The following is a 23,143-nucleotide window of genomic DNA, read 5'->3' as shown; positions in this document are numbered from 1 at the left end:
GGGCGATCAGTCGGTCTCCAGGTCGTCCAGCGAGATCTTGTGACTCATCAGCCAACGGGCCAGCGCCGACATCCCGAACAGCCACAGCGGCGCCGACTCGGTGGTGCCGTTGGTGGCGAAGATCGCGAACCGCAGGTCCGGCGCCCGGTACGCCTCGATCCGCCAGCGGTGCTGCCGGTCCCGCCAGACCGCGGAGGGGTCCATGGCGTCACGGTAGGCGTCCGGAACGCCCACCTGCCGGTGGATCGGCCGAATCCGCGTCGACCACCATCCGGGCGTCGTCCGGCATGCGGCGGGTCCGCCCCTGCCGGTCCAGCAGCTCTAACAGTGGCACCGCCACCCGGCGGGTGGTGTCCAGCGCCTGCCGGGCGGCGCTGAGCGTGAACGGCTGCGGCAACCCGGCGAGCACCCGGGCCGCCTGCTGCGGCGCACCGGGCAACAGCAGCACGTTGCCGGTCAGGCGCAGCAGCGCACCGGCCCGTACCGCCGCGCCGATCTCCCGGACCCCGAGCCCGACGGCGGCCAACCGGTCGGCGTCCGGAGCCCGGAACGGGTACGCCGCGAGATCGTCGCGGACCAGCGCCACCGCGCGGGCCACCGGCTCCGGCAGCGGATCCGCCCCGGCCGCGCCGACCCGGCCGGCGGCCAGCCGCAGCGGCGCCCGCACCAGCGCCTCGACCAGCACCCGGTCGGGCAGGTCGAGGCGGCGGCGCAGCACCTCCACCGGGGCGCCCGGCTCCAGCGGATGCTCCCGGGCGTAGCGGGCCACCGCGTCGGCGAGCCGCACCGCCAGCCGCGCCCAGTGATCGGGATCGGCCAGCCAGTCGCCCGCCACCGGCGCGACGGGCACCGGCACCCCCGCGCGGACCAGGTCCCCGACCCGCACCAGGCCGCGTCGCCGCAGTTCACCGGCGAGATCCGGCCGACCGTCCAGGGTCGCCAGCACGGTCGCCCGCGCGGCTGCCGCGCCCCGGCGACGCAACGGCGGCGGCAGCACGTCCAGCACGGTCACCGCACCGGCGACGTGGTGCCGTCCCGGGTCACGCAGCACCGCGCGGTCGCCGACGAGCAGCGGCACCGGACGTCCCAGCCGCAGCCGGACCGTGTCGCCGCCCAGCGGACGCAGCCGCACCGGCACCGCCGCCGCGCCCACGTGCAGGGTCAGCGCGGCCGGCAGCGCGGCCACCGCGTCGCCGGTCAGCCGCACGTCGACCAGGTCGGTCGACCGGAACCGGCCCGGGGTCAGCAACGCGTCGCCGCGTCCGATCCGGTCCCGGGGCACCCCGCGCAGGTTGACCGCCACCCGGGCGACCGGGTCGACGGTGTCGCGGGCCTCGCCCAGGCGGTGCAGGCCACGCACCCGCACCGTCTCGCCGCTGTCGGCCAGTTCCAGCTCGTCACCGACCCGCAAACGGCCCGCGCCGAGGGTGCCGGTGACCACCGTGCCGCTGCCGCGCACCGTGAAGCTGCGGTCGACCCAGAGCCGCACCGGCGCCTGCGGATCGGCGGCGGGCACCCGGGCGGCCAGCCGGTCCAGGGCGGCACGCAGCTCCGGCAGACCGACGCCGGTGAGCCCGCTGACCACCACCGCCTCGACCGCACCCAACGTGGTCGGGGCCAGCTCCGCCCGGGCCCGCGCCAGCGCCGGTCCCGGATCGGCCAGGTCCGCGCGGGTCACCACGAGCAGGCCGTGGCGGACACCGAGCGCGTCCAGCGCGGCCAGGTGCTCGGCGGACTGCGGCATCCAGCCCTCGTCGGCGGCGACGACGACCGCCACGGCGGGCACCGGACCCACCCCGGCCAGCATGTTCGGCACGAACCGTTCGTGCCCGGGTACGTCCACGAAGGCGACGACGGCCCCGGACGGCAACGTGGTCCAGGCGAACCCCAGGTCGATGGTCATGCCCCGGCGGCGTTCCTCGGCCCACCGGTCCGGTTCCATCCCGGTCAGCGTCCGCACCAGCGTCGACTTGCCGTGGTCGACGTGCCCGGCGGTGGCCACCACCAGCATGGTCAGTCGCCGTCCGGTACGGCGAGCACGGCGACGCGGACGGCCGCGTCGGCGTGCTCCGGCACGCACCGCAGGTCCAGCAGCAACCGCCCCCGCGCCACCCGACCGAGCACCGGCGGGTCACCGGCACGCAGTGGGCCGGCGTAGCGCTCCGGCAGGCTCAACGCCCACGAGTCCAGCTCCACGCCGGGAGCACCGCCACCGCCCACCACCGCCACCGACGGCACCACGTCGGCCTTGCACCCCTCGGCGGCCAGGCCGTCGCGCAGCAGCTCGGTCCGGGTCCGCAGCACCGCCGGGTCGGCGTGCAGCGCCGTCCGGGTGGGGGTGTCCCGATCGCCCAGGGTGGCGGCGAGCGCGGCCAGGGTCAGCTTGTCCACCCGCAGCGCGCGGGCCAGTGGAGACCGCCGCAGCCGCTCCACCAGCGCGGCCGAGCCCAGCAGCAGCCCGGCCTGCGGGCCACCCAGCAACTTGTCGCCGCTGGCGGTGACCAGATCCGCCCCGGCCCGCAGGGTCGTCGTGGCGTCCGGCTCGTCGGGCAGCAGCGGATCGGGCGCGAGCAGACCCGACCCGATGTCCACCACCACCGGTACGCCGAGCGCGGCCAGCCGCCGGACCGGCACCGCCGACGTGAAGCCGGTGACCCGGAAGTTCGACGGGTGCACCTTGAGCACGAAACCGGTGCGGGGACCGATCGCCGCCGCGTAGTCCGCCGGGGTGGTGCGGTTGGTGGTGCCGACCTCCCGCAGCCGGGCCCCGGTGCTGGTCAGCAGGTCCGGCAGGCGGAACCCGTCCCCGATCTCGACCAGCTCGCCCCGGCTGACCACGATCTCGGCGTCGGCGGCCAGCACGGTGGCGGCCAGCACCAGGGCGGCGGCGCCGTTGTTGACCACGTGCACCGCCTCGGCCGCCGGCACGGCGGCGGCGAGCGCGTCGACGGCGTCGCGGCCCCGCCGGGCCCGGCGGCCGGTGCCCAGGTCCAGCTCGACGTCGGTGTGACCGGCGGCGGCGACCACGGCGGCCACCGCCGCGTCGGAGAGGGCGGCCCGCCCGAGGTTGGTGTGCAACAGCACGCCGGTGGCGTTGAGCACGGCACGCGGGGCCGCCGACGGCAGCGCGGCCAGCGCCTCGACGGGCACCGCCTCGGGGGTGATCTCGCCGCGCCGGGCCCGGTCCTGCGCCTGCCGGACGGCGGCCTTCACCCGGTCCCGGCCGACGGCGGCGGCAGCCGCGACCAGCCGGGGATCGGCCAGCACCGCGTCGGTACGCGGCACCCGACGCCGCGGGTCGACGCCGCCCATCGCGTCATCTCCTCACCGTGTGGCGGAGACGGACGGGAATCGAACCCGCCTGGCCCGGATCCCGGACCACACCGGTTTTGAAGACCGGGAGGGGCACCAGCCGCCTGAACGCCTCCACCGAGCATTGGATCACAGCAGCCCGCCGGTCGTGGGGCCGAGTCGGCACCGGTCACCGCCCGGTCGGCTCCCCGGCGCGCCGCGCCAGACGTTCCCGCTGCGGCAGCACCGTGTACTTCGGATCCCGGGCCGAGGCCACCCCGGCGTGGAACACCCCGAAGCGGGTCGCCACCGACGCGGCCAGCAACGCCGTGCCGGAGAGCGCCGACAGTGCCCGGCTGCGGGCACCCAGCAGCGCACCGGCCACCCCGGCCACGGTCAACGCCCGCCCGGCCCGCAGCAACCGGCCAGCGCGACCGGTGCGGTACGGCTCACCGAGCAACCCCGACCCGGTCTCCATCCGATGCGCGCCGAACAGCTCCAGACCGGCGCCCGCCACCGCCATCCGCCGCGCCGGACCGGCCTGCGCGGGCGGCACGGCGAGCAGCCCCACCCCGGCACCGCTGGCCAGGGCGCTGCCGGCGAAGACGAACGGCAGATGCGGGTACGCCTCGTGCCACGACGGCACGGCCGTGTCCGCCAACAGCACCGCCGTGTACGTGCCCAGGGCCGGTGCGGTGGCCGCGGCGGCCAGCCCGGCGGCGTGCCCCACCGGCGGCAACACCCGACCGACCAGCCCCAGCGGACCGCGCTCGGGCAGCAGCGGTGCCGCCTCGGCGATCGCGGCCAGCCCGGCGACCGGGCCGTACGCGCTCAGGATCCACGTACCCACCGACATCGGCGACGTCGGTTTCGCCACCCGCAGCATGTGATGGAAGCGCTCCGGCCGACCCAGGTCCTTGACCAGCAGGCCCGCGCTGGCGGTCACCGCGGCCAGCGCGGCGACCCGACCGACGCGGCGCAGCGCCGGCCGACCGGTCACCTGCCCGCCCGCCGCCAGCAGCGACGATCCGGCAGCCAACCCACCGGTGAACAGGTAGGCGGCGATCTCCCAGGTCCACACCGGCGGTTTCAGGATCGGCCGCCCGTAGTAGGAGCGGAACTCGGCCGGGGGCACCGCCGACTCCTCGCCACCGCGCCTCCCGCGCCCACCGCCCCGCCGCCCGCCGGTGCCGCCATCGGCCGCCTGGTCGCCGGTCCTGCCACGAGCCGCCTGGTCGCGGAAGCGACGGAACTTGTCACCCACCTCCGGGTCGCGGGGATTCACCGCCGACCACCGAGGAACGCGCCGACCGCCACCGCCGCCATGGCCAGCGCGGCGACCCCGGCCCGCTGCCACATCCTCGGCAGGTCCCGGGTGGTGACCTGCGGATCCGGTGGGAGACCGTACACCTCCGGTTCGTCGAGCAGCAGGAAGAACGCGCCGTCGCCGCCGACCCCGTCGGCCGGGTCGTGGCCGTAGAGCCGCGCCTCCGGCGCACCCCGCTCGTGCAGGGTGGCGACCCGCTCGGCGGCGCGTTCCCGCAACTCGTCGAGCGGGCCGTACTGGATGGACTCGGTCGGGCACGCCTGCGCGCAGGCCGGCGTCAGACCGGCGCCGATGCGGTCGTAGCACAACGTGCACTTCCACGCCCGCCCGTCGTCGACCCGACGGTCGATGACGCCGTACGGGCAGGCCGACACGCAGTAGCCGCAGCCGTTGCAGATATCCTCCTGCACCACTACCGTGCCGAACTCGGTACGGAACAGCGAGCCGGTCGGGCAGACGTCCAGGCAGGCCGCGTGGGTGCAGTGCTTGCACACGTCGGACATCATCAGCCAGCGGAAGTCGGACCGGCCCTGCGCGCTGCCGGTACGCCCCGGCGGCCCGGCGGCCGGCATGCCCAGGAACTCGGTCATCCGGGCCGCGGCCCCCGGGTCACCCGACGGCAGGCCCGGATCGGTACCGGTCGGGTTGCTCGTGCCCGCCGGGCTGCCGGTGGCGGCGGTCGCCGCCGAGGCGGCGCTGACCGGGTCGCCGGTGGGTGTGCCGGCGAAGGGCGCGTCGCGGTGACCGGAGGGACGGGGCTGCTCCACGAAGGCCACGTGCCGCCAGGAGTTCGCGGTCAACGCGCCGGTGTTGTCGTACGACATGCCGAGCAGGTCCAGGCCGGAGGCGGGCACCCCGTTCCACTCCTTGCAGGCCACCTCGCACGCCTTGCAGCCGATGCAGACGCTGGTGTCGGTGAAGAAGCCCATCCGTGGCGGCGCGTCGACCCACCCGGACGCCGACGCCGGCTGGTACGCCGGGCTCGGCGACGCGGACGGGCCCGACCGGTGCTGCGAGTCGACCATCAGTGCTTCCCCTCCTCGTCGCCGGCCCCGTCGGGCGGGGTCGGCACGCCGGGCGTGACCGCCGGCGGCGTGCGGCCCGGCACGATGCCGGCCCGGTCACCGTAGTCCCGGACCAACGCGCGCAGGGCCGCTCCGACGGGACGCCGCCCCGGCCGCACGTCACACGTGCCGATCTTGCTCTCCTGGATCAGCACGTTCGGGTCCAGGGTGATGCCGAACAGGTCGTTGGCCGAGTCCCCGGTGACCAGCCCCTCGTACCCGAAGTGGTACGGCAGCCAGAGCTGGTGGATCACCCGCCCGTCCACCCGCAACGGCACGATCCGGTCGGTGACCAACACCTTCGCCTCGATCACCGCACGGGAGGTGACCAGGTGCGCCCAGCCCAGATGGGTCAGCCCCACCAGGCGGGCCAACTCCGGCGACACCTCCACGAACATCTCCGGCTGCAACTCCGCCAACGGGCGTACGGTGCGGCTCATCCCGCCCGCCGTGTGGTGCTCGGTCAGTCGGCTGACCGTGAACACGTACGGGAAGACCTGACTGTGCGGCGCGGGCGGACTCGGGTTCGTCGGGTTGACCGGATCCGCGTACATCTTGCGGGTCGGGTTGGCCTGCTGCCCGTAGAGCGGATTGCGCACCGGAGACTCGGCCGGCTCGTAGTGGGTGGGCAACGGCCCGTCCAGCACCCCGCTCGGCGCGTACAACCAGCCCTTCCCGTCGGACTGCATCACGAACGGGTCGTCCCCGGCCAGCGCCGCCGGACCGGAGGCACCCTCCGGCGGCCGGTACGACGGTGGCTTCGTCACCTCGAAGTCCGGCACGTCACGCCCGGTCCACCGGCCCGCCTCGGCGTCCCACCACACGTAGCGCTTCCGCTCGCTCCACGGCCGCCCCTGCGGATCCGCCGACGCGCGGTTGTAGAGCAGCCGCCGGTTCGCCGGCCACGCCCACCCCCACTCGGCGGCCACCCAGTCCTGCTCGTGGCCGGGCCGCCGCCGGGCCGCCTGGTTCACCCCGTCGGCGTACACACCGGTGTAGATCCAGCAGCCCACCGCGGTCGTACCGTCGTCGCGGGCCTCGGTGAACGCGGACAGCGGGCGGCCGGTCGTGGTGTCGTACCCGTTGATCTCCCGCAGCACCGCCTCGGCGTCCGGCTCCTCGCGCGGGCCGTGCGTGGGGTAGTCCCAGGCCAGGTCCAGCAGCGCCCGGTCGCGCGGCAGCGACGAACCGGCCAGCTTCTCCCGCAGCCGACGCCCCAGGTGATAGAAGAACCACAGCTCGGAGCGGGCGTCGCCGGGCGGCTCGACCGCCTTCTCCCGCCACTGCACCAGCCGCTGGGTCTGGGTGAACGTGCCCTCCTTCTCCACGTGCGCGGCGGCGGGCAGGAAGAACACCTCGGTACGGCACTCCTGCGGCACGATCTCCCCGGTGGCGACCTCGGGACCGCGCTGCCAGAAGGTCGCACTCTCGATCATGAACAGGTCGCGGACCACCAGCCAGTCCAGGTTCGCCATACCGAGCCGCTGCGCCCGCCCGTGCGCCGACCCCACCGCCGGGTTCTGCCCGAGCAGGAAGTACCCCTTGATCTTGCCCGCGATCATGTCCAGCACCTGCTGGTACGTGCCGTGGTCCCCGGTCATCCGGGGCAGGTGGCCGTAACAGAAGTCGTTCTCCGGCGTCGCCGCGTCACCCCAGTACGCCTTGAGCAGACTCGCCGCGTACGCGCGGGCGTTGCCCCAGAAGCCCTTCTGCCTTGGATGCCGGATGCCGTCCACCCAATCGTCGAACGTCACGTGCTTGGCGTGGTGCGGCATCGGCAGATAACCCGGCAGCAGGTTGAACAACGTCGGGATGTCCGTGGACCCCTGGATGCTGGCGTGCCCGCGCAGCGCCAACACCCCACCACCCGGACGACCCACGTTGCCCAGCAGCAACTGGATGATCGCCCCGGTGCGGATGTACTGCACGCCCACGGTGTGCTGGGTCCACCCCACCGAATAGATCAGACACCCGGTCCGCTCCCGACCCGAGTTCTGCGTCCAGGCCCGGGCCAACTCCAGGAACCGCTCCCGGGGCAGGCCACACACCCGCTCCACCATCTCCGGCGTGTAGCGGGCGAAGTGCCGCTTCAGGATCTGGTAGACGCAGCGCGGATGTCGCAGCGTCTCGTCCCGGTCCGTCCGACCCGACACCGGCGCACCGTGCGACTCGTGCCGCAGCCCCGCAGCGGTGTCCCGCTCGTCGGCGGTGCCACCGCTGCCCGAGTCCCGCTCGTGGCCCGCGTACTGCCAACTGTCCTGCACGTAGCTGCCGGACTCCGGGTCCCACCCGGAGAACAGCCCCTCGGCGTCCTCGGCGTCGACGAAGTCGTCACTGACGATCGTCGCCGCGTTCGTGTACGCCAACACATACTCGCGGAAGTCCAACTCGTTGACGAGGATGTGGTTCACCACCGCACCCAGCAACACGATGTCGGTCCCGGCCCGGATCGGCAGGTACGCGTCGGCCACCGCACTGGTCCGGGTGAACCGCGGATCGACGTGGAAGACCTTCGCCCCGCGCTTCTTGGCCTCCATCACCCACTGGAAACCCACCGGATGGGCCTCGGCCATGTTCGAGCCCTGGATGACGATGACGTCAGCGTTCGCCACGTCCTGTTGGAAGACCGTCGCACCACCGCGACCGAAACTGGCTCCCAGACCGGGAACCGTGGCGGAGTGTCAAATCCGGGCCTGGTTCTCGATCTGCAACGCACCCGCCGCCGTGAACAACTTCTTGATGAGGTAGTTCTCCTCGTTGTCCAGCGTCGCGCCACCCAGGCTGGCGAAGCCCAGCGTGCGGTTCAGCGGACGCCCCTGCGCGTCGACGTCCTCCCAGGTCTGCGCCCGCGCCGCCAACACCCGATCGGCGATCATGTCCAGTGCGGTGTCGAGGTCCAGGTCCTCCCACTCGGTCCCGTAGGGCCGGCGGTACCGCACCGTCGTCTGCCGCAGCGGACTCGTCACCAGACTCTTGCTGGCCGCACCCTTGGGGCACAGCCGCCCCCGGGAGATCGGGCTGTCCGGGTCGCCCTCGATCTGCGTCACCCGGCCGTCGCGGACGAAGACCCGCTGACCACAGCCCACCGCGCAGTACGGGCAGACCGACCTGGCCACCTCGTCGGCGTCCTCGGTGCGGGCGGTGAGCCCGGCGCTGCGCGCGGACTGTGCGGCGGCACCCCGGCCCAGCGGGTCGGTGCCGGTGAGCTGCCGGTAGACCGGCCAGCCCAGCAACCTGTCCCGCAGTCCCACGTCCGCCTCCTCGCTCGCCGCCCTGCCCTGACCTTAGGGCAGCACCGGCAGGGCGGCGAGCCGGTGCGGCAGAAACCGCCCCGGAACGGACGCCGCCCCCGACCCGTATCGGGCCGGGGGCGGCGGTGGGTGTCGGTGTGCAGGTCGCCTCTCGGCGAGTGGCGCGACGCGGCTCCAGCCGAACGGTATTCCGCGACGGCAATTTAGGTGAGGCCCGGGGACACTGGATCACACCGACGCTCGGTACAACCGACCCACGCCCTGCGTTGTTCCCACTCCCCCGCCGTTCCAACCTTGTTGTAAGGAGGGGTCCCGTGCTAACGCCTGGTGTATAGGAAGGGTCCCTTCCTCACCTCTCCGCCACGGCAGACGCCGCCGGCCGGCACCCCAGGTTGCGGGTGCCGGCCGGCGGCGTTCTTGCTCCCCCTTGTCGAGGAAAGCCTGTGCCTGGTGTGGGTCAGCTGTTCCAGTGTGCGGCGACCAGGTCAGCGGCCTGCTGCTCCCACTGCGCGTAGTGATCCGGGAACGCCGACACCTGCACCGTCTGCGCCGCCACCGTCAACGGCATGTCCTGCCACCCGTCGACCTGCTTCAAACCCTTCAAAAACGCGAGGGTCGAGTACTCGGGGTCGGTGATCTGCTCCACCGTGCCCCACCCAGACGACGGACGCTGCTGGAACAGGCCCTGCGAATCGTGGTCGTTGCGGTCACCCAGATGACCCAGGTTCTCCAACTTCGACTCCTGAAACGCCGTACCGATCGCGATCACGGCGGCACGCTCGTCCATGCCAGCCTTCTTCGTCGCCGCAATAATGGCCTTGGCGTTGGCGACCTGCTCGTCGGACAGGTCGATGCGGGACTGGGCGCCCTGCACACCGTGCGGGATCAGTTTGCCGGTGTCGGGCTTGTCGGCCTGCACCGCCACCAGGGAGGTGGTGACGGGGGTGGCGTCGGCCTGACCGACCGGACCGGCGAACACACCACCGGCGAAGGCGAGACCAGCGACACCGAGAACACTCTTACGCAGCAGCTTCGAGTTCATCACAAGCTCCATTCGGGGGTAGACGCCACCAGCCCGGAAGGGGGGAAGGACAGGCGACGCAAACGCCGTCAGGCGCTGAAGAAGAGGGAAATCCGACGCACCAGATCCGAGGGGATTCACCAGACCAGGCTCACGGCATCGGGTCGATGCACAACCACCTGCCGGGCCAAGCCATTCCCAGGGAAGGGGGGATCCGGGAGGCCCTTGCCGCGTCGGGATCACCACCACCGACCCGGCCGCATCATTCCCGGGGATATCCGCGAGCCCTCACGGCGCCGGGACCAGATACAACGACCTACCGAGCCAGATCATTCCGACATCCGCCGGGGTGGAGTCCTGCTCGGTCAGCCACCCGGTTACAACGCCACCGACCCCACCCCGATTCCGCCCAGGCGTACCCGAGATTCGGACATTCGACGCGGCCGGGCCGAGATAGGCACACCCATCCACGGCCTCCGTCCCGCCTCGGCGCGCCCGCACTCCTGTCTTTCGAGGCGTTGCACAGGCCAGGTGAGCAGGCGTTAAGGGCAGGTGGGTAAAGCTCGTGGGTCCGGTACGGGACCGGCTGGGGTTACCCTGACAGCATGCAGGCGGTCTCCCCCACCACGGCCGGCGTGGCCTTTGTGGCCCGACCCGGCCGTCCCACGCTGGTGACCGGGACGTTGACCGAACTGCGCGGACCCACCCGGGGCGTGGTCGAGCTACCGGTACGCCTGATGTGGTGCGCCGACCGCGCCTTCGACCTGGCCGACCACGACCAACTGCTCTGGATGTACGAGAACGTCCTGCGGGAGACCACCAACGTCGACGACCTGCGCAGTCTCGTCGACGGCCGGATCCTGCGGCGGGTGTGGCGACAGTTGAACCTGCCCCGGGGCGTACGGCTGGCGTGGGAGACCCGGCACCGGAGTCTCCGATCGGCGTGACCGGGCCGCACCCGCACGAGTTCTATCGCGAGGTGGCGCGGGTGGCGCTGGACGTCGCCGGGCCGCACCGTTTCGTGCTCGGCGGCGGGGTGGCGTGGGCCGCGTACGGCCTGGTCACCCGACCCACCGAAGACGTCGACCTGTTCGCGGACGTCGAGGGCGCGGCGGCGGCGGCCGCCGCCGGGGTACGGGAGGCGCTGGAGGCGGCCGGCTTCGAGGTCGCCGACGCGGACGCGGACAGTGACCTCGGCGGCCTGTTCGAGGGCTTCGACCGGGACATGCGGGACTTCGTGGTCGCCCGAGACGGTCGGCAGATCCGGCTCAGTCTGGCCCGGCTGGACCGACACCGCAGCCCGGTGGTGATGGAGTTCGGGCCCGTGATGGACGTCCGCGACCTGATCGCCAACAAGACCGCCGCCCTGGTCAACCGGCGGGAGGTGCGCGACTACATCGACGTCGCCTCCGCGTTGGAGCACCGGTCCGTCGGCGAGCTGCTGGCGTTGGCTCGGCAACTCGATCCGGCGCTCGACGACGAGGACGTACGCGAGGCCGGGCGTTACCTCGACCGGATCCCGGACGGGCGGTTCGCCCGGTACGGCCTCGGGGGGGCCGACATCGACCGGATCCGCCGGCACCTGGCTGCCTGGCCCCGCTGACCGCCCGACGGCAGACGCCCAGCGGTGCGGCAGGCGTCCGTGCCGGCGGCTTGTGCGTTAGGAGGGGTCCCCTGCTATGCACGAGGCGTGGGCAGGGGACCCCTCCTTGCGGGCGATCACGCGCACGCCGATCACTTGGTGAAGCGGCCGCCCGTGACGCCGAGGATCTCGCCGGTGATGAAGCTCGACTCCTGCGAGGCGAAGAAGACGTACGCGGGCGCCAACTCGGCGGGCTGACCGGGCCGGCCGACCGGCGTGTTCTGGCCGAACTGTTCCACCTTCGCCTTGGGCATGGTCGCCGGGATCAACGGGGTCCAGATCGGGCCCGGCGCGACCGCGTTCACCCGGATGCCCCGGTCCACCACGTCGGCGGCGAGGGCCTTGGTGAAGTTCGCGATCGCCGCCTTGGTGGTGGCGTAGTCGAGTAGCTGCGGCGACGGGTCGAACGCCTGGATCGACGAGGTGTTGATGATCGTCGCGCCGTCGCCCATGTGCGGCAGGGCCGCCTTGCACAGCCAGAACATCGCGTACAGGTTGGTCTTGAAGACCCGGTCGAACTGCTCGGTGCTGATGCCCGCGATGCCCTTCTCCTGGGCCATCTGGTACGCCGCGTTGTTGACCAGGATGTCGATACCGCCGAGGTCGCTCACCGCCCGCTCGATCAGCGTCTCGCAGGTGCGCTCGTCGGCGATGTCGCCACGGACCGCGATCCCCTTGCGGCCGGCGGCCTCGATCAGCCGTACGGTCTCCTGCGCGTCGGCGTCCTCCTCCGCACCGAGATACGAGATCAGCACGTCCGCGCCCTCCCGCGCGTAGGCGATCGCCACCGCCCGACCGATGCCGGAGTCACCGCCGGTGATCAACGCCTTCTTGCCGTCGAGCTTGCCGGTGCCCCGGTAGGTCCTCTCACCGTGGTCCGGCTCGGGCGCCATGTCGTCGGTCCGCCCCGGCGGCGACTGCTGCTGGCTCGGCTGACCCGACTGCTGGCCGTACTGCTCGGTCGGGTCCTGCGGGGTGTACTGGTTCTCGCTCACGGGTGTCTCCTCGGTGCGCTGACGGATGCCCTCACCGATCGCCCTACCCGGCGGCGGAGACCGGAAACAGCCGAGCACTCGCGCGACTGCCGTTTCTGGCGATGACGGGTGAGGCGTCGGCGGGCGTGTGGGGCACGCCGCCACCGCTAAGGCATCCTAGGATCCTGGTAGACAGGAGTCAGGCCGGGCAACCGGGCGGCCACCGCCAGCGCCAGGCGTACCGGCCGGTGGGCGACCAACTCGTCGAAACCGGCCCGGCCTCGGCAGAACCGGGTGAACGCCCGCCAGCCAGGTGGCGTCGCGATCGCCGCGTGCAGGATCTCCGGCCGCCGGGCGAACGCGTCGAGCAGGCGGTACCCGGCCCGCATGGACGGCACCAGCCGCTGCGCCACCGCCCGTTCGTAGCCGGCCAGATCGCCGTCGGCCACCGCGTCACCGGCCGACTCGCCGGAGCGCAGGGCGTAGCTGATCCCCTCCCGGGTCCAGGGTTCCAGCAGGCCGGCAGCGTCCCCGGCGACCAGCACCCGCCCCCGCCGCACCGGCGAGTCCTCCGCCCGGCAGCGGGTCAGGTGCCCCGAGTCGTGCGCCGGACTGATCCCGGCCAGGCCCAACCGGTCGACGAACCGGCGCAGGTAGTCCCGGGTCCGCTCCCCCTCACCCCGTCCGGCGATCACGCCCACCGTCAACCGGTCCCCCTTCGGGAACACCCAACCGTACGACCCGGGCAGCGGACCCCAGTCGAGCAGCACCCGGTGCCGCCACCGCTCCTGCTGCGCCGACGGCACCGGCAACTCCAGTTCCAGCCCGAGATCCACCTGCCGGTGCCGCACCCCGACGTACCGGCCGCTGATCCCGGAGGAGCCGTCGGCACCGACCACGGTCCGGGCCAGCACCGTGTCACCGTCGGCCAACCGCAGACGTACGACCTCGGGGGTCTGGTCGAGCGCGCGGACCGTGACCCGCTCGCGGACCTCCGCACCGGCGGACACCGCGGCGGCCCGCAACCGGTCGTCGAACTCCTCCCGACGCACCATGCTGACCAGTGGGCCGTCCCGGTGCCGGCGGGTGAGTGCGCGTCGCCCGTCCAGGGTGAAGGTGACCCGGTCGACCACGTCGCGGGCGGGAACCTCGATCCGGCCGGTCACGGCGGCGAGCGAGACACCCGTCAGGCCACCGCCGCACGTCTTGTAGCGGGGGTGCGCGGCCCGTTCGAGGACCAGGGTGCGTACCCCTCGCCGGGCGGCGGCGTAGGCGGCGGAGAGGCCGGCGGGACCGCCGCCGATCACCACGAGTTCCCAGACGGTCACCGCAGCAGCCTAGGTCAGCCCCCGCCACGCCGGGGGGCGGCGCGCCACCGGCCGCGCGGGGTGCATCTTCGGCCCCGCACGGGGTAAGCGCGCGACGCGGACCGCCGGTGACCGGCGGTGGAGCCCAAGGAGGAAACCATGCAGCAGGTCCAGCTGTCGGACGTCGAGGCTCGGGTGTACGACGCGGTGGCGGCCCTGGAGGTACGCGGACAGGTCCCCTACCCCGACCTGATCGCCCAGGAGTGCGGCCTGACCGAGGAGGAGTTGCAGACCCCGCTGCACCTGCTCACCGAGAAGAACCTGCTCCACCGGGAGGACTCGCCGATGGCCGGGCTCGACTTCGGTCCGCGCTTCTGCGCCCAGCAGCTCACCTGACGTCGTGGAGCCCGCACCGGGGCCGCAGCGGACGACGCCGATCGCGACAGGGAGACGATGAGCTCCACCGGCCCCGACACGTACGACGACCGGCGACGCTGGCAGGCCCTGGGCGTCGGACTGGTCGCGGCGTTCATGACGCTGCTCGACATCAGCATCGTCAACGTGGCCATCCCGTCGCTGGACCGGGCCCTGAACGCCGGGCCGAGCGACCTGCAGTGGGTGCTCTCCGGGTATGCGTTGACCTTCGGTCTGGTGCTGGTGCCGGCCGGCCGGTTCGGCGACGTGCACGGCCGACGCAACGCCTTCGTGTTCGGCATCGCCCTGTTCACCGTGACCAGCGCCCTCGCCGGACTCGCCCAGTCACCCGGCTGGCTGGTCGCCGCCCGACTACTCCAGGGCGCTGCCGCCGGGCTGGTGAACCCGCAGGTGACCGGCCTCATCCAGCAACTGTTCCAGGGCCCGGAGCGAGCTCGGCCCTTCGGGTTGCTCGGTGCCACCATCGGCATCTCCACCGCGGTCGGACCACTGCTCGGTGGGCTGCTGATCGCCGCCGGTGGGCCCGAACACGGGTGGCGGTGGGTCTTCTTCGTCAACGTGCCGGTCGGCATCGTCGCGGTCGTCCTCGGCTGGCGGCTGCTGCCCCGCCACCCGATCGGCGAGGTGGTGCACCGTCGGCCCGACCCGATCGGCGTGGTGCTGCTCGGCGTCGGCGTGACCCTGGTGCTGCTGCCGCTGGTGCAGCGGGAACAGTGGCACGGCCCGGCGAAGTGGCTGCTGCTCCCCGCCGGCCTGGTCGCCCTGGTCGGCTTCGTGCTCTGGGAGCGGCGGTACGCACGCCAGGGTCCACCCCTGTTCGACGTACGCCTGTTCACCCGGCAGTCGTACGCGCTGGGTTCGCTGATCGCCCTGGTCTACTTCGGCGGGTTCACCGCGATCTTCTTCATCTTCACGCTGTACCTGCAGAACGGTCGCGGCTACAGCGCGCTGGTCGCCGGGCTGGCGATCACACCGTTCGCGCTCGGATCGGCCGTCGCCTCGGCCGTCGGCGGGCGGATCGTCAACCGCTACGGCCGACCCCTGGTCGCCGTCGGGCTGCTCGCCGTGGTGGTCGGGCTCGGACTCGTCGCGCTCGCCATCGAGCTGGCGCCGCACGCGCCCGTACCGTGGGTGACCGCGGCGCCGCTGCTGCTGGCCGGGCTGGGCAGCGGCCTGGTGATCGCTCCGAACCAGACGCTGACCCTGTCCCAGGTGCCGGTACCGCAGGCGGGTAGCGGCGCGGGCATGCTGCAGACCGGTCAGCGCATCGGGTCGGCGGCCGGGATCGCGGCCGTCGGCGCCGTCTTCTTCTCGGCGCTGTCCGGCGGGGGCGACGCCTGGTCGAAGGCCTTCGAACGGTCCCTGCTGGTGTCGGCCGGCATCATCGCCCTGGCCCTGCTGGTCGCCCTCGTCGACATCGCCCGCCACCACCGCCGTCGGGGTTCGGTGTAAGGAGGGGTCCCGTGCTAACGCCTGGTGTAGAGGAAGGGTCCCCTCCTTGCCTCCCGCCCCCGCGCGGTGCCGCATCTCGCAGGCACGGGAGACGCCGCCGGCCGGCACCCCAGGTTGCGGGTGCCGGCCGGCGGCGTTCTTGCTCCCCCTTGTCGAGGAAAGCCTGTGCCTGGTGTGGGTCAGCTGTTCCAGTGTGCGGCGACCAGGTCAGCGGCCTGCTGCTCCCACTGCGCGTAGTGATCCGGGAACGCCGACACCTGCACCGTCTGCGCCGCCACCGTCAACGGCATGTCCTGCCACCCGTCGACCTGCTTCAAACCCTTCAAAAACGCGAGGGTCGAGTACTCGGGGTCGGTGATCTGCTCCACCGTGCCCCACCCAGACGACGGACGCTGCTGGAACAGGCCCTGCGAATCGTGGTCGTTGCGGTCACCCAGATGACCCAGGTTCTCCAACTTCGACTCCTGAAACGCCGTACCGATCGCGATCACGGCGGCACGCTCGTCCATACCGGCCTTCTTCGTCGCCGCAATAATGGCCTTGGCGTTGGCGACCTGCTCGTCGGACAGGTCGATGCGGGACTGGGCGCCCTGCACACCGTGCGGGATCAGTTTGCCGGTGTCGGGCTTGTCGGCCTGCACCGCCACCAGGGAGGTGGTGACGGGGGTGGCGTCGGCCTGACCGACCGGACCGGCGAACACACCACCGGCGAAGGCGAGACCAGCGACACCGAGAACACTCTTACGCAGCAGCTTCGAGTTCATCACAAGCTCCATTCGGGGGTAGACGCCACCAGCCCGGAAGGGGGGAAGGACAGGCGACGCAAACGCCGTCAGGCGCTGAAGAAGAGGGGAGATCCAACGCACCAGATCCGAGGGGATCAGCGGACCCTGCGACGTCGGGTCAATGCACAACCACCTGCCCGGCCGGACCATTCCCCGAAGGAGGTATCCGCGAGGGCCCTTACGGCGCCGGGACCAGGTACAACCACCGACCGAGCCGAGTCATTCCGACATCAGCCGGCCACCCACCACGGGGCGAGGTACTCCTCGGTCAGCCACCCGGTTACAACGCCACCGACCCCACCCCGATTCCGCCCCGCCCCCGCCCACCCCAACCCGAGAATCGGACATCCGCCCTATATCCAGACACACCTACCCTCAGCCTCCCGGTAGCGGCTCGACCTGCCAGCCTCCCCCGCCGATCTCCTGGTTGATCAAGGAGTTTGGGTGCGTTCACGGCAGACATCCCGACTCAAACTTCTTGATCAACGGGGTGGTCCCGGGGGTGGGCAGGGGTGGGGGCGGCCGGCCCCTGGTGGGGCCGGCCGTCGGCGTGTCGGAGGGGGGTCACCAGAGCTGGGTGACGATGTCCGCCGACTGCTCCTCCCACTGCGCGTAGTGGAACGGGTACGCCGAGACCTGCACCGTCTGCGCGGCCGTGGTCAGCGGCAGGTCCTGCCAGCCGCCGACGTTCTTGAGGGCCTCGAAGAACACCGTCGAGGAGTACTCGGGGTCGGTGATCTGGTCCACGCTGCCCCAGCCGGTGGACGGGCGCTGCTGGAACAGGCCCTGCGAGTCGTGGTCGTTGTACGCGCCCAGGTGGCCGAGGTTGTAGAGCTTCGACTCCTGGAGTGCGGTGGCGATGCCGATGACCGCGCCCCGCTCACCCACGCCGGTCTCCTTGGCGACCTCGATGATGGTCTTGGCGTTCTGGCGCTGCGCGTTGTCCAGCGGGACCCGCGACTGGGCGCCCTGCACCCCGTGCGGGATGAGGTCGTCGCGGCTCGGCTTGCCGGCCCGGGGCTTGTCGGTGGTGCCGCCGGTGGTCAGGCCGGACTCGACGGTGACGCCGCTGGAGTTGCGGCCGGTGGCCTTGTCGATGGCGGCCACGGCGCCCTGGTGCGGGCCGGTGGTGATCGGCGCGGCCACGGCGGTGGGGCCGAGGGCCAGCCCGGCGAGGGCGGTCACGCCCACCACGCTCAGGGTGATCTTGCGGTTCGGTTTCGTCGCGATGGCCGGGAGCCATCGAGTGAAGTCCACCTTCACGATGGTTGCCCTTTCGATCGTACGAGCCGCTCGGGTGAGCCGCTCTCGGGGGAAACGACCGCCGGTCGGGGTGTGGATGCCGGCGCTATGGGGAACACAACCCGCCCGACGTGTCGGTCATTCCGGTCATGCCCGACCTGCCCCACGCCGTGGCTCAGGTCACACGTGTGGACCGGACCTCCGGTGCCAGACCTGACCGGAAGACTCAGAGGTCGTACGGGTGGCCGAAGCGGACCAGGACGTGCCAGAGCTGCTTGAGGTGTTGCAGCGTGTCGGCCGAGGACCCGCGATCGGCCCAGCGGTCGGGGTCGGTGACCACCGAGGCGGCGGCCCGACCGATCAGCGCGGCAGTCACCGGCTCCCCCGGCCCGGCGAACTCGGCGTGCACCCGGGCGGCCAGCGGCGGGATCGCCGGACCGCGGAACCCCGCGTCGACCCGGTCCACCGGCAGCGCGAACCCCGCGTGCCAGCGCAGCGGGAACCCGTACCGGTCGGCGGCGGACGCGAGGGTGACGCCGGTCGCGGTGCCCCGGAACGAGGGGTCGACCACCAGTTCGCACACGTCCCGGGACAGCGTGACGGGCCCGTGCACCTGCGCCTCCACGTAGTCGTCGAGCGCGCGACCGGCGGTGCGGGACGCGGTGTCGGCGTCCTCGCGCCGGCGCAGCACCCCCTCGACCAGGGTGAGCACGTCCGTGCCCGGCCGCACCGGCGTGACGCCGGTGTCGGCGGTCGCCGTGAGCAGCGCCGCCAGCACCGGCTCGACCACGTCGACGGTGCCGACGTGCCGTGGGCCGAGGTGGCTGTCGCCGAGACAGAACGTGGTGCGGGACAGCACGTCGGGGCGTAGCCGCAGGTGACAGGAGCCGAAGCGCGGGCACGCGCCGTCCGGGTGGTCGAGCAGGTTCAGGCCGCCGTACTTCGGGCGGTCCGCCGGGCGCACCCCCGGTCGCTGGTACGCGCCGCCGAACAGTCGCCGTTCCCAGCGGTCCCGGTCGCCGCCCGGGTACGCGCTGAGCCCGCCGTTGGAGATGCCCGTCTCGAACTGGCTGCGGTAGACACCCTCGGCGGCGAGCGCCTCGGCAACCGTCCGCCCGTCGGCGAGCAGCCGGTCAGGATGGAAGTTGAGCGTCACCCGCCCGGCCCGGGCGAACGCGGCCACCAGTCGTTCCGGGTCGGGCCGGACGCCCGTGCCGGCCAGCGCCCGACCGATCCGGGCCAACGCGGCGGGACGCTCACCCAAGGCCACCTGCCGGACGTGGCGCAGCGCCGCGCGCTGGGCGACGGTCAGCGCGGCTTGCGGGACGGACGACATCCGCCGAGTGTGGCGAGGCCGACGGGCCGACGCCAACCCGTATCCGGCCGCAGGGGCGGCGAGGACGCCCCTGCGGCCCGTCGGGTCAGTGGCCCCGGGCCAGCCACTCGGGCAGGTGCGGGGCCTCCGCGCCGATGGTGGTGCTGTCGCCGTGGCCGGTGTGCACCACGGTCTGCGGCGGCAGCGTGAGCAACCGGTCCCGGATCGAGTCGACGATGGTGCCGAAGTCGCTGTACGAGCGGCCGGTGGCACCCGGTCCGCCCGCGAACAGGGTGTCACCGGTGAACACCACGTCGAGGTCGGCGGCGTACAGGCAGCAGGCGCCGGGGCTGTGTCCGGGGGTGTGCAGCACGGTCAGCGTGGTACCGGCCACCGTGATCGCCTCGCCGTCGGCGAGCGGACCGCCGGGTGCCTCGTCGGGGTGCACCATGTCCCAGAGCACCCGGTCGGCGGGGTGCAGCAGCACCGGCGCGCCGGTGACGCGGGACAGTTCCGGGGCGACGCGGACGTGGTCGTCGTGGGCGTGGGTGGCGACGATCGCGGTGACCCGGCGTCCGGCGACCACGGCGAGGATGGCGTCCACATCGTGCGGGGCGTCGACGACGACGCATTCGGTGTCGTCACCGATGACCCAGACGTTGTTGTCGACGTCGAAGGTCTGTCCGTCCAGCGAGAAGGTGCCGGAGGTGACGGTGTGGTCGATGCGGGCGGCCATCAGAGGACCACCACCGAGCGGAGGACGTCGCCGCGGTGCATCCGGGCGAACGCCTCCTCGACGCCGTCGAGCGGGATCTCCTCGGTGACGAAGGCGTCCAGGTCGAGGCGGCCCTGGAGATAGAGCTCGGTCAGCATCGGGAAGTCGCGGCTGGGCAGGCAGTCGCCGTACCAGCTCGACTTCAGCGCCCCGCCCCGACCGAAGACGTCCAGCAGGGGCAGCTCGATCCGCATGTCGGGGGTGGGTACGCCGACCAGCACGACGGTGCCGGCCAGGTCGCGGGCGTAGAAGGCCTGCCTCCAGGTCTCCGGACGGCCGACGGCGTCGATCACCACGTCGGCACCGAAACCGCCGGTGGCGGCCTGGATCTCGGCCACCGGGTCGGACTCGGAGGCGTTGACGGTGTGGGTGGCGCCGAAGCGGCGGGCCCAGTCGAGCTTGCGGGAGTCGGTGTCCACCGCGACGATCGTCGTCGCGCCGGCCAGGGCGGCACCGGCGACCGCCGCGTCCCCGACGCCACCGCAGCCGATCACGGCCACCGAGTCGCCCCGGGTCACGCCGCCGGTGTTCATGGCTGCGCCGAGACCGGCCATCACGCCGCAGCCGAGCAGCCCGACAGCGGCCGGGCGGGCCGCCGGGTCCACCTTGGTGCACTGGCCGGCGTGCACCAGCGTCTTCTCGGCGAACGCGCCGATGCCCAGGGCCGGGGCGAGTTCGGTGCCGTCGACCAGGGTCATCTTCTGCGCGGCGTTGTGGGTGGCGAAGCAGTACCAGGGGCGGCCCCGCCGGCAGGCCCGGCACACTCCGCAGACGGCCCGCCAGTTGAGGATCACGAAATCGCCGGGCGCGACCGTGTCGACGCCCGCACCGACCTGTTCCACGACGCCCGCCGCCTCGTGGCCGAGCAGGAACGGGTAGTCGTCGTTGATGCCGCCCTCGCGGTAGTGCAGGTCGGTGTGGCAGACCCCGCAGGACTGCACGCGTACCACCGCCTCGCCGGGCCCGGGGTCGGGTACGACGATGTCGGTGACCTCGACGGGCGCGCCCTTGCGCCGCGAGATGACTCCCCTGACCTGCTGGCTCACGCTCTCCTCCTCGTCCGCACCGACGCGAAGCGCCGCCGCCGTTGCGCCGCGGCGTCGCCGGTGGGGCGGCGGCGCGCGCGGTCACTCCCGCTGGCGAACCTACCCGTGGGCGGGCGGGTCGGCACAGCTTCGGCGCGGGTTGTCGACGGTCGGTGCCCGCCCTGGTCACGGCGGGCGGCGTTGCGCCAGCGCAGCACCTGCACGACACCGATCGCCCAGAGGACGTACTGCACCGAGAAGGCCCAGCGGTACGCGGTCAGGTCGGGGGCGGCCTGGCCCGCCGGGGTGACCAGGTCCAGCACCACGCCGATGGTGAGCACCAGGGTGATCGAGGCGACGAAGCCGCCGACGTTGACGATCCCGGCGGCGCTGCCGAGGCGGCTGACCGGGTTGAAGGTGCGGGCGTAGTCGAGGCCGACCATCGAGCCGGGGCCGCTGAGGGCCAGCACCAGCATCAGCGTGACGAGCAGCCAGCCGGGTGCCGGGCCCGGCCAGGCGAGCAGCACCGTCCAGACGGTGGCGGTGACGCCGACGACGGCGAAGACCAGCACCGAGCGGCGCTCCGGGTGGCGGGCGCACAGGTGCGCGACCAGCGGCGCGGTCAGCAGCATCCCCAACGTCAGGACGGTGAGCAGGGAGGCTGCGGCGGTGGGGCTGAGGCCCTGGCCCTGCACCAGGAACGGGAAGCCCCAGAGCAGCGCGAAGACGGTGCCGGAGAACTGGGTGACGAAGTGGGTCCAGAGCCCGAGCCGGGTGCCGGGGTGTGCCCAGGCGGCGGCGAGCCGCCCGCCGACCGGGGCGGGGCTGGACGAGGCGGGCCGGTGCGGGGTGTCCCGCACGGCGGCGACCACCACCAGCAGCACCGCCGCGCCGCCGCCGGCCGCGGTCAGGAAGGCGGTGGTCCAGCCGGTGTGTTGCAGCAGGGCGACCAGGGGTACGGCGGCCAGCACCGCACCGAGTTGGCCGAGGGTGCCGGTCAACTGGATCAGCAGCGGGTTGCGGCGGCCGGGGAACCAGAACGCGACCAGGCGCAGCACGCTGATGAAGCTCATCGCGTCGCCGAGACCGATCAGGACGCGGGCGGCCACGGCGAGGCGTACGTCGGTGACCAGGGCGAAGGCGAGTTGACCGGCGACCATCAGGAGGCCGCCGGTGATCAGGAGCCGACGCGAGCCGTACCGGTCGAGGAGCATCCCGACCGGCACCTGCATCACCGCGTACACAGCGAGTTGGGCGACGGTGAGGGTGGCCAGGGTGGCGGCGCTGATGTCGAAGCGTTGCGCCGCCTCCACGCCGGTCACGCCGAGGGAGGTGCGGTGGAAGATCGCCGCGACGTACGCGCTGAGCGCCACGCCCCAGACGAGCAGGGCCCGGCCGGGCGGCGCCGGGAGCGGGGCCGCCCCGGTGCGGGGGGCGCTCACGAGAGGGTACCGGGGTGCGAAGCGGTGGTCACACGCTCACCGGGGACCCCAGGAACACACGTGCGGAGGTGTCGATGTGGGCGGCCACCGCGTCGGCCCACGCCCGCGGGTCGTCGCCGTCGAGGGCGGCGAGTTGTGCGGCGTGCTCGGTCAGGGCGGCCTCGGCCCAGCGGGGTGAGAGCCGGAAGCTCGCCTCGCCCATGCGGACCTGCCGGTCCCGCAGCCGTTGGTACAGCTCGGCGAGGATCTCGTTGCCGGCGGCGTCGACCACGGTGGCGTGGAACGCCCGGTCGGCGGCCATCAGGGCGGTCAGGTCACCGGCGGCGTGCGCGGTGCGCATCTCGGTGAGCCACTCGGCCAGTCGGTCCCGGATCTCGGCGCGTCGGGGCCAGATCCGCTCGGCGGCGTGCACCTCGACCAGTCGGCGGGCCTCCACCACGTCGGCGATCTCGCGGGCGGAGACCGGCAGGATCAACGCGCCCCGCTTGGGATAGAGGCGGACCAGCCCTTCGGTCTCCAGGCGCAGCAGCGCCTCCCGGACCGGGGTCCGGGAGACGCCGGTCGCCTCGGCGATCTCACCTTCGCTGACCAGGGCACCGCCCGGGTGCAACTGCTCCAGGATGGCGCGTTTCAGGTGGTGGTAGGCCCGTTCGGCGGCGGACGGCGCGGTGGTACGGCCGACCACCGAGGGATGCGTCATGTATCTATGATGCGTCCCACGACGGGCGTCGATGCGACCGGGGTGCTGGCGCGGGCTTCGCCAACCGACCCCGGGTCGACGCGCGACGCACCTAG

The 23,143-nt window shown here is 72.8% G+C and carries 20 protein-coding genes and 1 tRNA gene; 4 read left to right on the top strand and 17 right to left on the bottom strand.

Annotation, left to right across the window (positions count from 1 at the left end):
• Positions 1–6 precede the first annotated feature (6 nt).
• The 8 genes from ACQVFL_RS14900 to ACQVFL_RS14865 form a co-directional block, all read right to left on the bottom strand.
• On the bottom strand, positions 7–204 hold the full coding sequence (locus tag ACQVFL_RS14900) for a hypothetical protein (protein WP_013733930.1): 198 nt from the start codon (positions 202–204) through the stop codon (positions 7–9).
• A gap of 4 nt (positions 205–208) precedes the next feature.
• Positions 209–2,011 (bottom strand): selenocysteine-specific translation elongation factor, encoded by a 1,803-nt coding sequence (selB, locus tag ACQVFL_RS14895; protein WP_396695840.1) that lies wholly within the window; start codon positions 2,009–2,011, stop codon positions 209–211.
• A gap of 2 nt (positions 2,012–2,013) precedes the next feature.
• A complete protein-coding gene (selA, locus tag ACQVFL_RS14890) occupies positions 2,014–3,312 on the bottom strand; it encodes an L-seryl-tRNA(Sec) selenium transferase (RefSeq protein WP_431729650.1) in 1,299 nt (432 codons plus the stop codon).
• A gap of 20 nt (positions 3,313–3,332) precedes the next feature.
• Positions 3,333–3,428, bottom strand: a tRNA-Sec gene (locus tag ACQVFL_RS14885).
• A 53-nt stretch (positions 3,429–3,481) separates the two neighbouring features.
• Positions 3,482–4,576 carry an NrfD/PsrC family molybdoenzyme membrane anchor subunit gene (gene nrfD / locus ACQVFL_RS14880; RefSeq protein WP_431729649.1) on the bottom strand — a complete coding sequence of 365 codons (1,095 nt, stop codon included), beginning with the start codon at positions 4,574–4,576 and terminating at the stop codon, positions 3,482–3,484.
• Positions 4,573–5,643, bottom strand: coding sequence for a 4Fe-4S dicluster domain-containing protein (locus tag ACQVFL_RS14875; protein ID WP_431729648.1), 1,071 nt, complete (start codon positions 5,641–5,643; stop codon positions 4,573–4,575). The genes nrfD and ACQVFL_RS14875 overlap by 4 nt, the downstream gene beginning before the upstream one ends.
• The gene (fdh, locus tag ACQVFL_RS14870; RefSeq protein ID WP_431729647.1) at positions 5,643–8,933 is read right to left on the bottom strand and encodes a formate dehydrogenase; all 3,291 of its coding nucleotides are present in this window, start codon (positions 8,931–8,933) and stop codon (positions 5,643–5,645) included. The genes ACQVFL_RS14875 and fdh overlap by 1 nt, the downstream gene beginning before the upstream one ends.
• 457 nt (positions 8,934–9,390) lie before the next feature.
• A complete protein-coding gene (locus ACQVFL_RS14865) occupies positions 9,391–9,975 on the bottom strand; it encodes a hypothetical protein (protein WP_396698974.1) in 585 nt (194 codons plus the stop codon).
• 584 nt (positions 9,976–10,559) lie between these two features.
• Here ACQVFL_RS14865 and ACQVFL_RS14860 point away from each other — a divergent pair.
• Together ACQVFL_RS14860 and ACQVFL_RS14855 are read left to right on the top strand one after the other, a co-directional pair.
• A complete protein-coding gene (locus ACQVFL_RS14860) occupies positions 10,560–10,901 on the top strand; it encodes a hypothetical protein (protein WP_431729646.1) in 342 nt (113 codons plus the stop codon).
• Entirely contained in the window at positions 10,898–11,557 is a 660-nt protein-coding gene (locus ACQVFL_RS14855; RefSeq protein ID WP_396698966.1) for a nucleotidyl transferase AbiEii/AbiGii toxin family protein, read from the top strand. Before ACQVFL_RS14860 ends, ACQVFL_RS14855 begins: the two co-directional genes overlap by 4 nt.
• A 131-nt stretch (positions 11,558–11,688) precedes the next feature.
• Here ACQVFL_RS14855 and ACQVFL_RS14850 read toward each other — a convergent pair whose 3' ends face one another.
• Together ACQVFL_RS14850 and ACQVFL_RS14845 are read right to left on the bottom strand one after the other, a co-directional pair.
• Positions 11,689–12,591, bottom strand: coding sequence for an SDR family oxidoreductase (locus tag ACQVFL_RS14850; protein WP_431729645.1), 903 nt, complete (start codon positions 12,589–12,591; stop codon positions 11,689–11,691).
• 146 nt (positions 12,592–12,737) lie between these two features.
• Positions 12,738–13,898 (bottom strand): geranylgeranyl reductase family protein, encoded by a 1,161-nt coding sequence (locus ACQVFL_RS14845; RefSeq protein WP_431729644.1) that lies wholly within the window; start codon positions 13,896–13,898, stop codon positions 12,738–12,740.
• 138 nt (positions 13,899–14,036) lie between these two features.
• Here ACQVFL_RS14845 and ACQVFL_RS14840 point away from each other — a divergent pair, with 138 nt between their 5' ends.
• Positions 14,037–14,273, top strand: a complete 237-nt coding sequence (locus ACQVFL_RS14840) for a hypothetical protein (RefSeq protein ID WP_350694415.1) — start codon at positions 14,037–14,039, stop codon at positions 14,271–14,273.
• 57 nt (positions 14,274–14,330) lie between these two features.
• Entirely contained in the window at positions 14,331–15,764 is a 1,434-nt protein-coding gene (locus ACQVFL_RS14835) for an MFS transporter (protein WP_431729643.1), read from the top strand.
• Positions 15,765–15,943: 179 nt separating this feature from the next.
• Here ACQVFL_RS14835 and ACQVFL_RS14830 read toward each other — a convergent pair whose 3' ends face one another.
• From ACQVFL_RS14830 to ACQVFL_RS14800, 7 genes are all read right to left on the bottom strand, one after another.
• Positions 15,944–16,528 carry a hypothetical protein gene (locus tag ACQVFL_RS14830; RefSeq protein WP_396698974.1) on the bottom strand — a complete coding sequence of 195 codons (585 nt, stop codon included), beginning with the start codon at positions 16,526–16,528 and terminating at the stop codon, positions 15,944–15,946.
• 585 nt (positions 16,529–17,113) lie between these two features.
• Positions 17,114–17,812 carry a hypothetical protein gene (locus ACQVFL_RS14825; RefSeq protein WP_396699514.1) on the bottom strand — a complete coding sequence of 233 codons (699 nt, stop codon included), beginning with the start codon at positions 17,810–17,812 and terminating at the stop codon, positions 17,114–17,116.
• Positions 17,813–18,017: 205 nt separating this feature from the next.
• Entirely contained in the window at positions 18,018–19,127 is a 1,110-nt protein-coding gene (locus ACQVFL_RS14820) for a DUF3626 domain-containing protein (protein ID WP_431729642.1), read from the bottom strand.
• Between the two features lie 85 nt (positions 19,128–19,212).
• Complete coding sequence (locus ACQVFL_RS14815; protein WP_431729641.1) at positions 19,213–19,842, bottom strand: MBL fold metallo-hydrolase; 630 nt, start codon at positions 19,840–19,842, stop codon at positions 19,213–19,215.
• A complete protein-coding gene (locus tag ACQVFL_RS14810; RefSeq protein ID WP_396699520.1) occupies positions 19,842–20,927 on the bottom strand; it encodes an S-(hydroxymethyl)mycothiol dehydrogenase in 1,086 nt (361 codons plus the stop codon). Before ACQVFL_RS14810 ends, ACQVFL_RS14815 begins: the two co-directional genes overlap by 1 nt.
• Positions 20,924–22,348 (bottom strand): MFS transporter, encoded by a 1,425-nt coding sequence (locus tag ACQVFL_RS14805; protein WP_431729640.1) that lies wholly within the window; start codon positions 22,346–22,348, stop codon positions 20,924–20,926. Before ACQVFL_RS14805 ends, ACQVFL_RS14810 begins: the two co-directional genes overlap by 4 nt.
• Before the next feature lie 28 nt (positions 22,349–22,376).
• A complete protein-coding gene (locus ACQVFL_RS14800; RefSeq protein ID WP_431729639.1) occupies positions 22,377–23,048 on the bottom strand; it encodes a GntR family transcriptional regulator in 672 nt (223 codons plus the stop codon).
• Positions 23,049–23,143: the final 95 nt, after the last annotated feature.

Source organism: Verrucosispora sp. TAA-831 (genome assembly GCF_050780145.1).
Lineage (GTDB): Bacteria > Actinomycetota > Actinomycetes > Mycobacteriales > Micromonosporaceae > Micromonospora.
The sequence above is the reverse complement of the archived record's forward strand: the minus strand, read 5'-3'. Positions and strand labels throughout refer to the sequence as shown.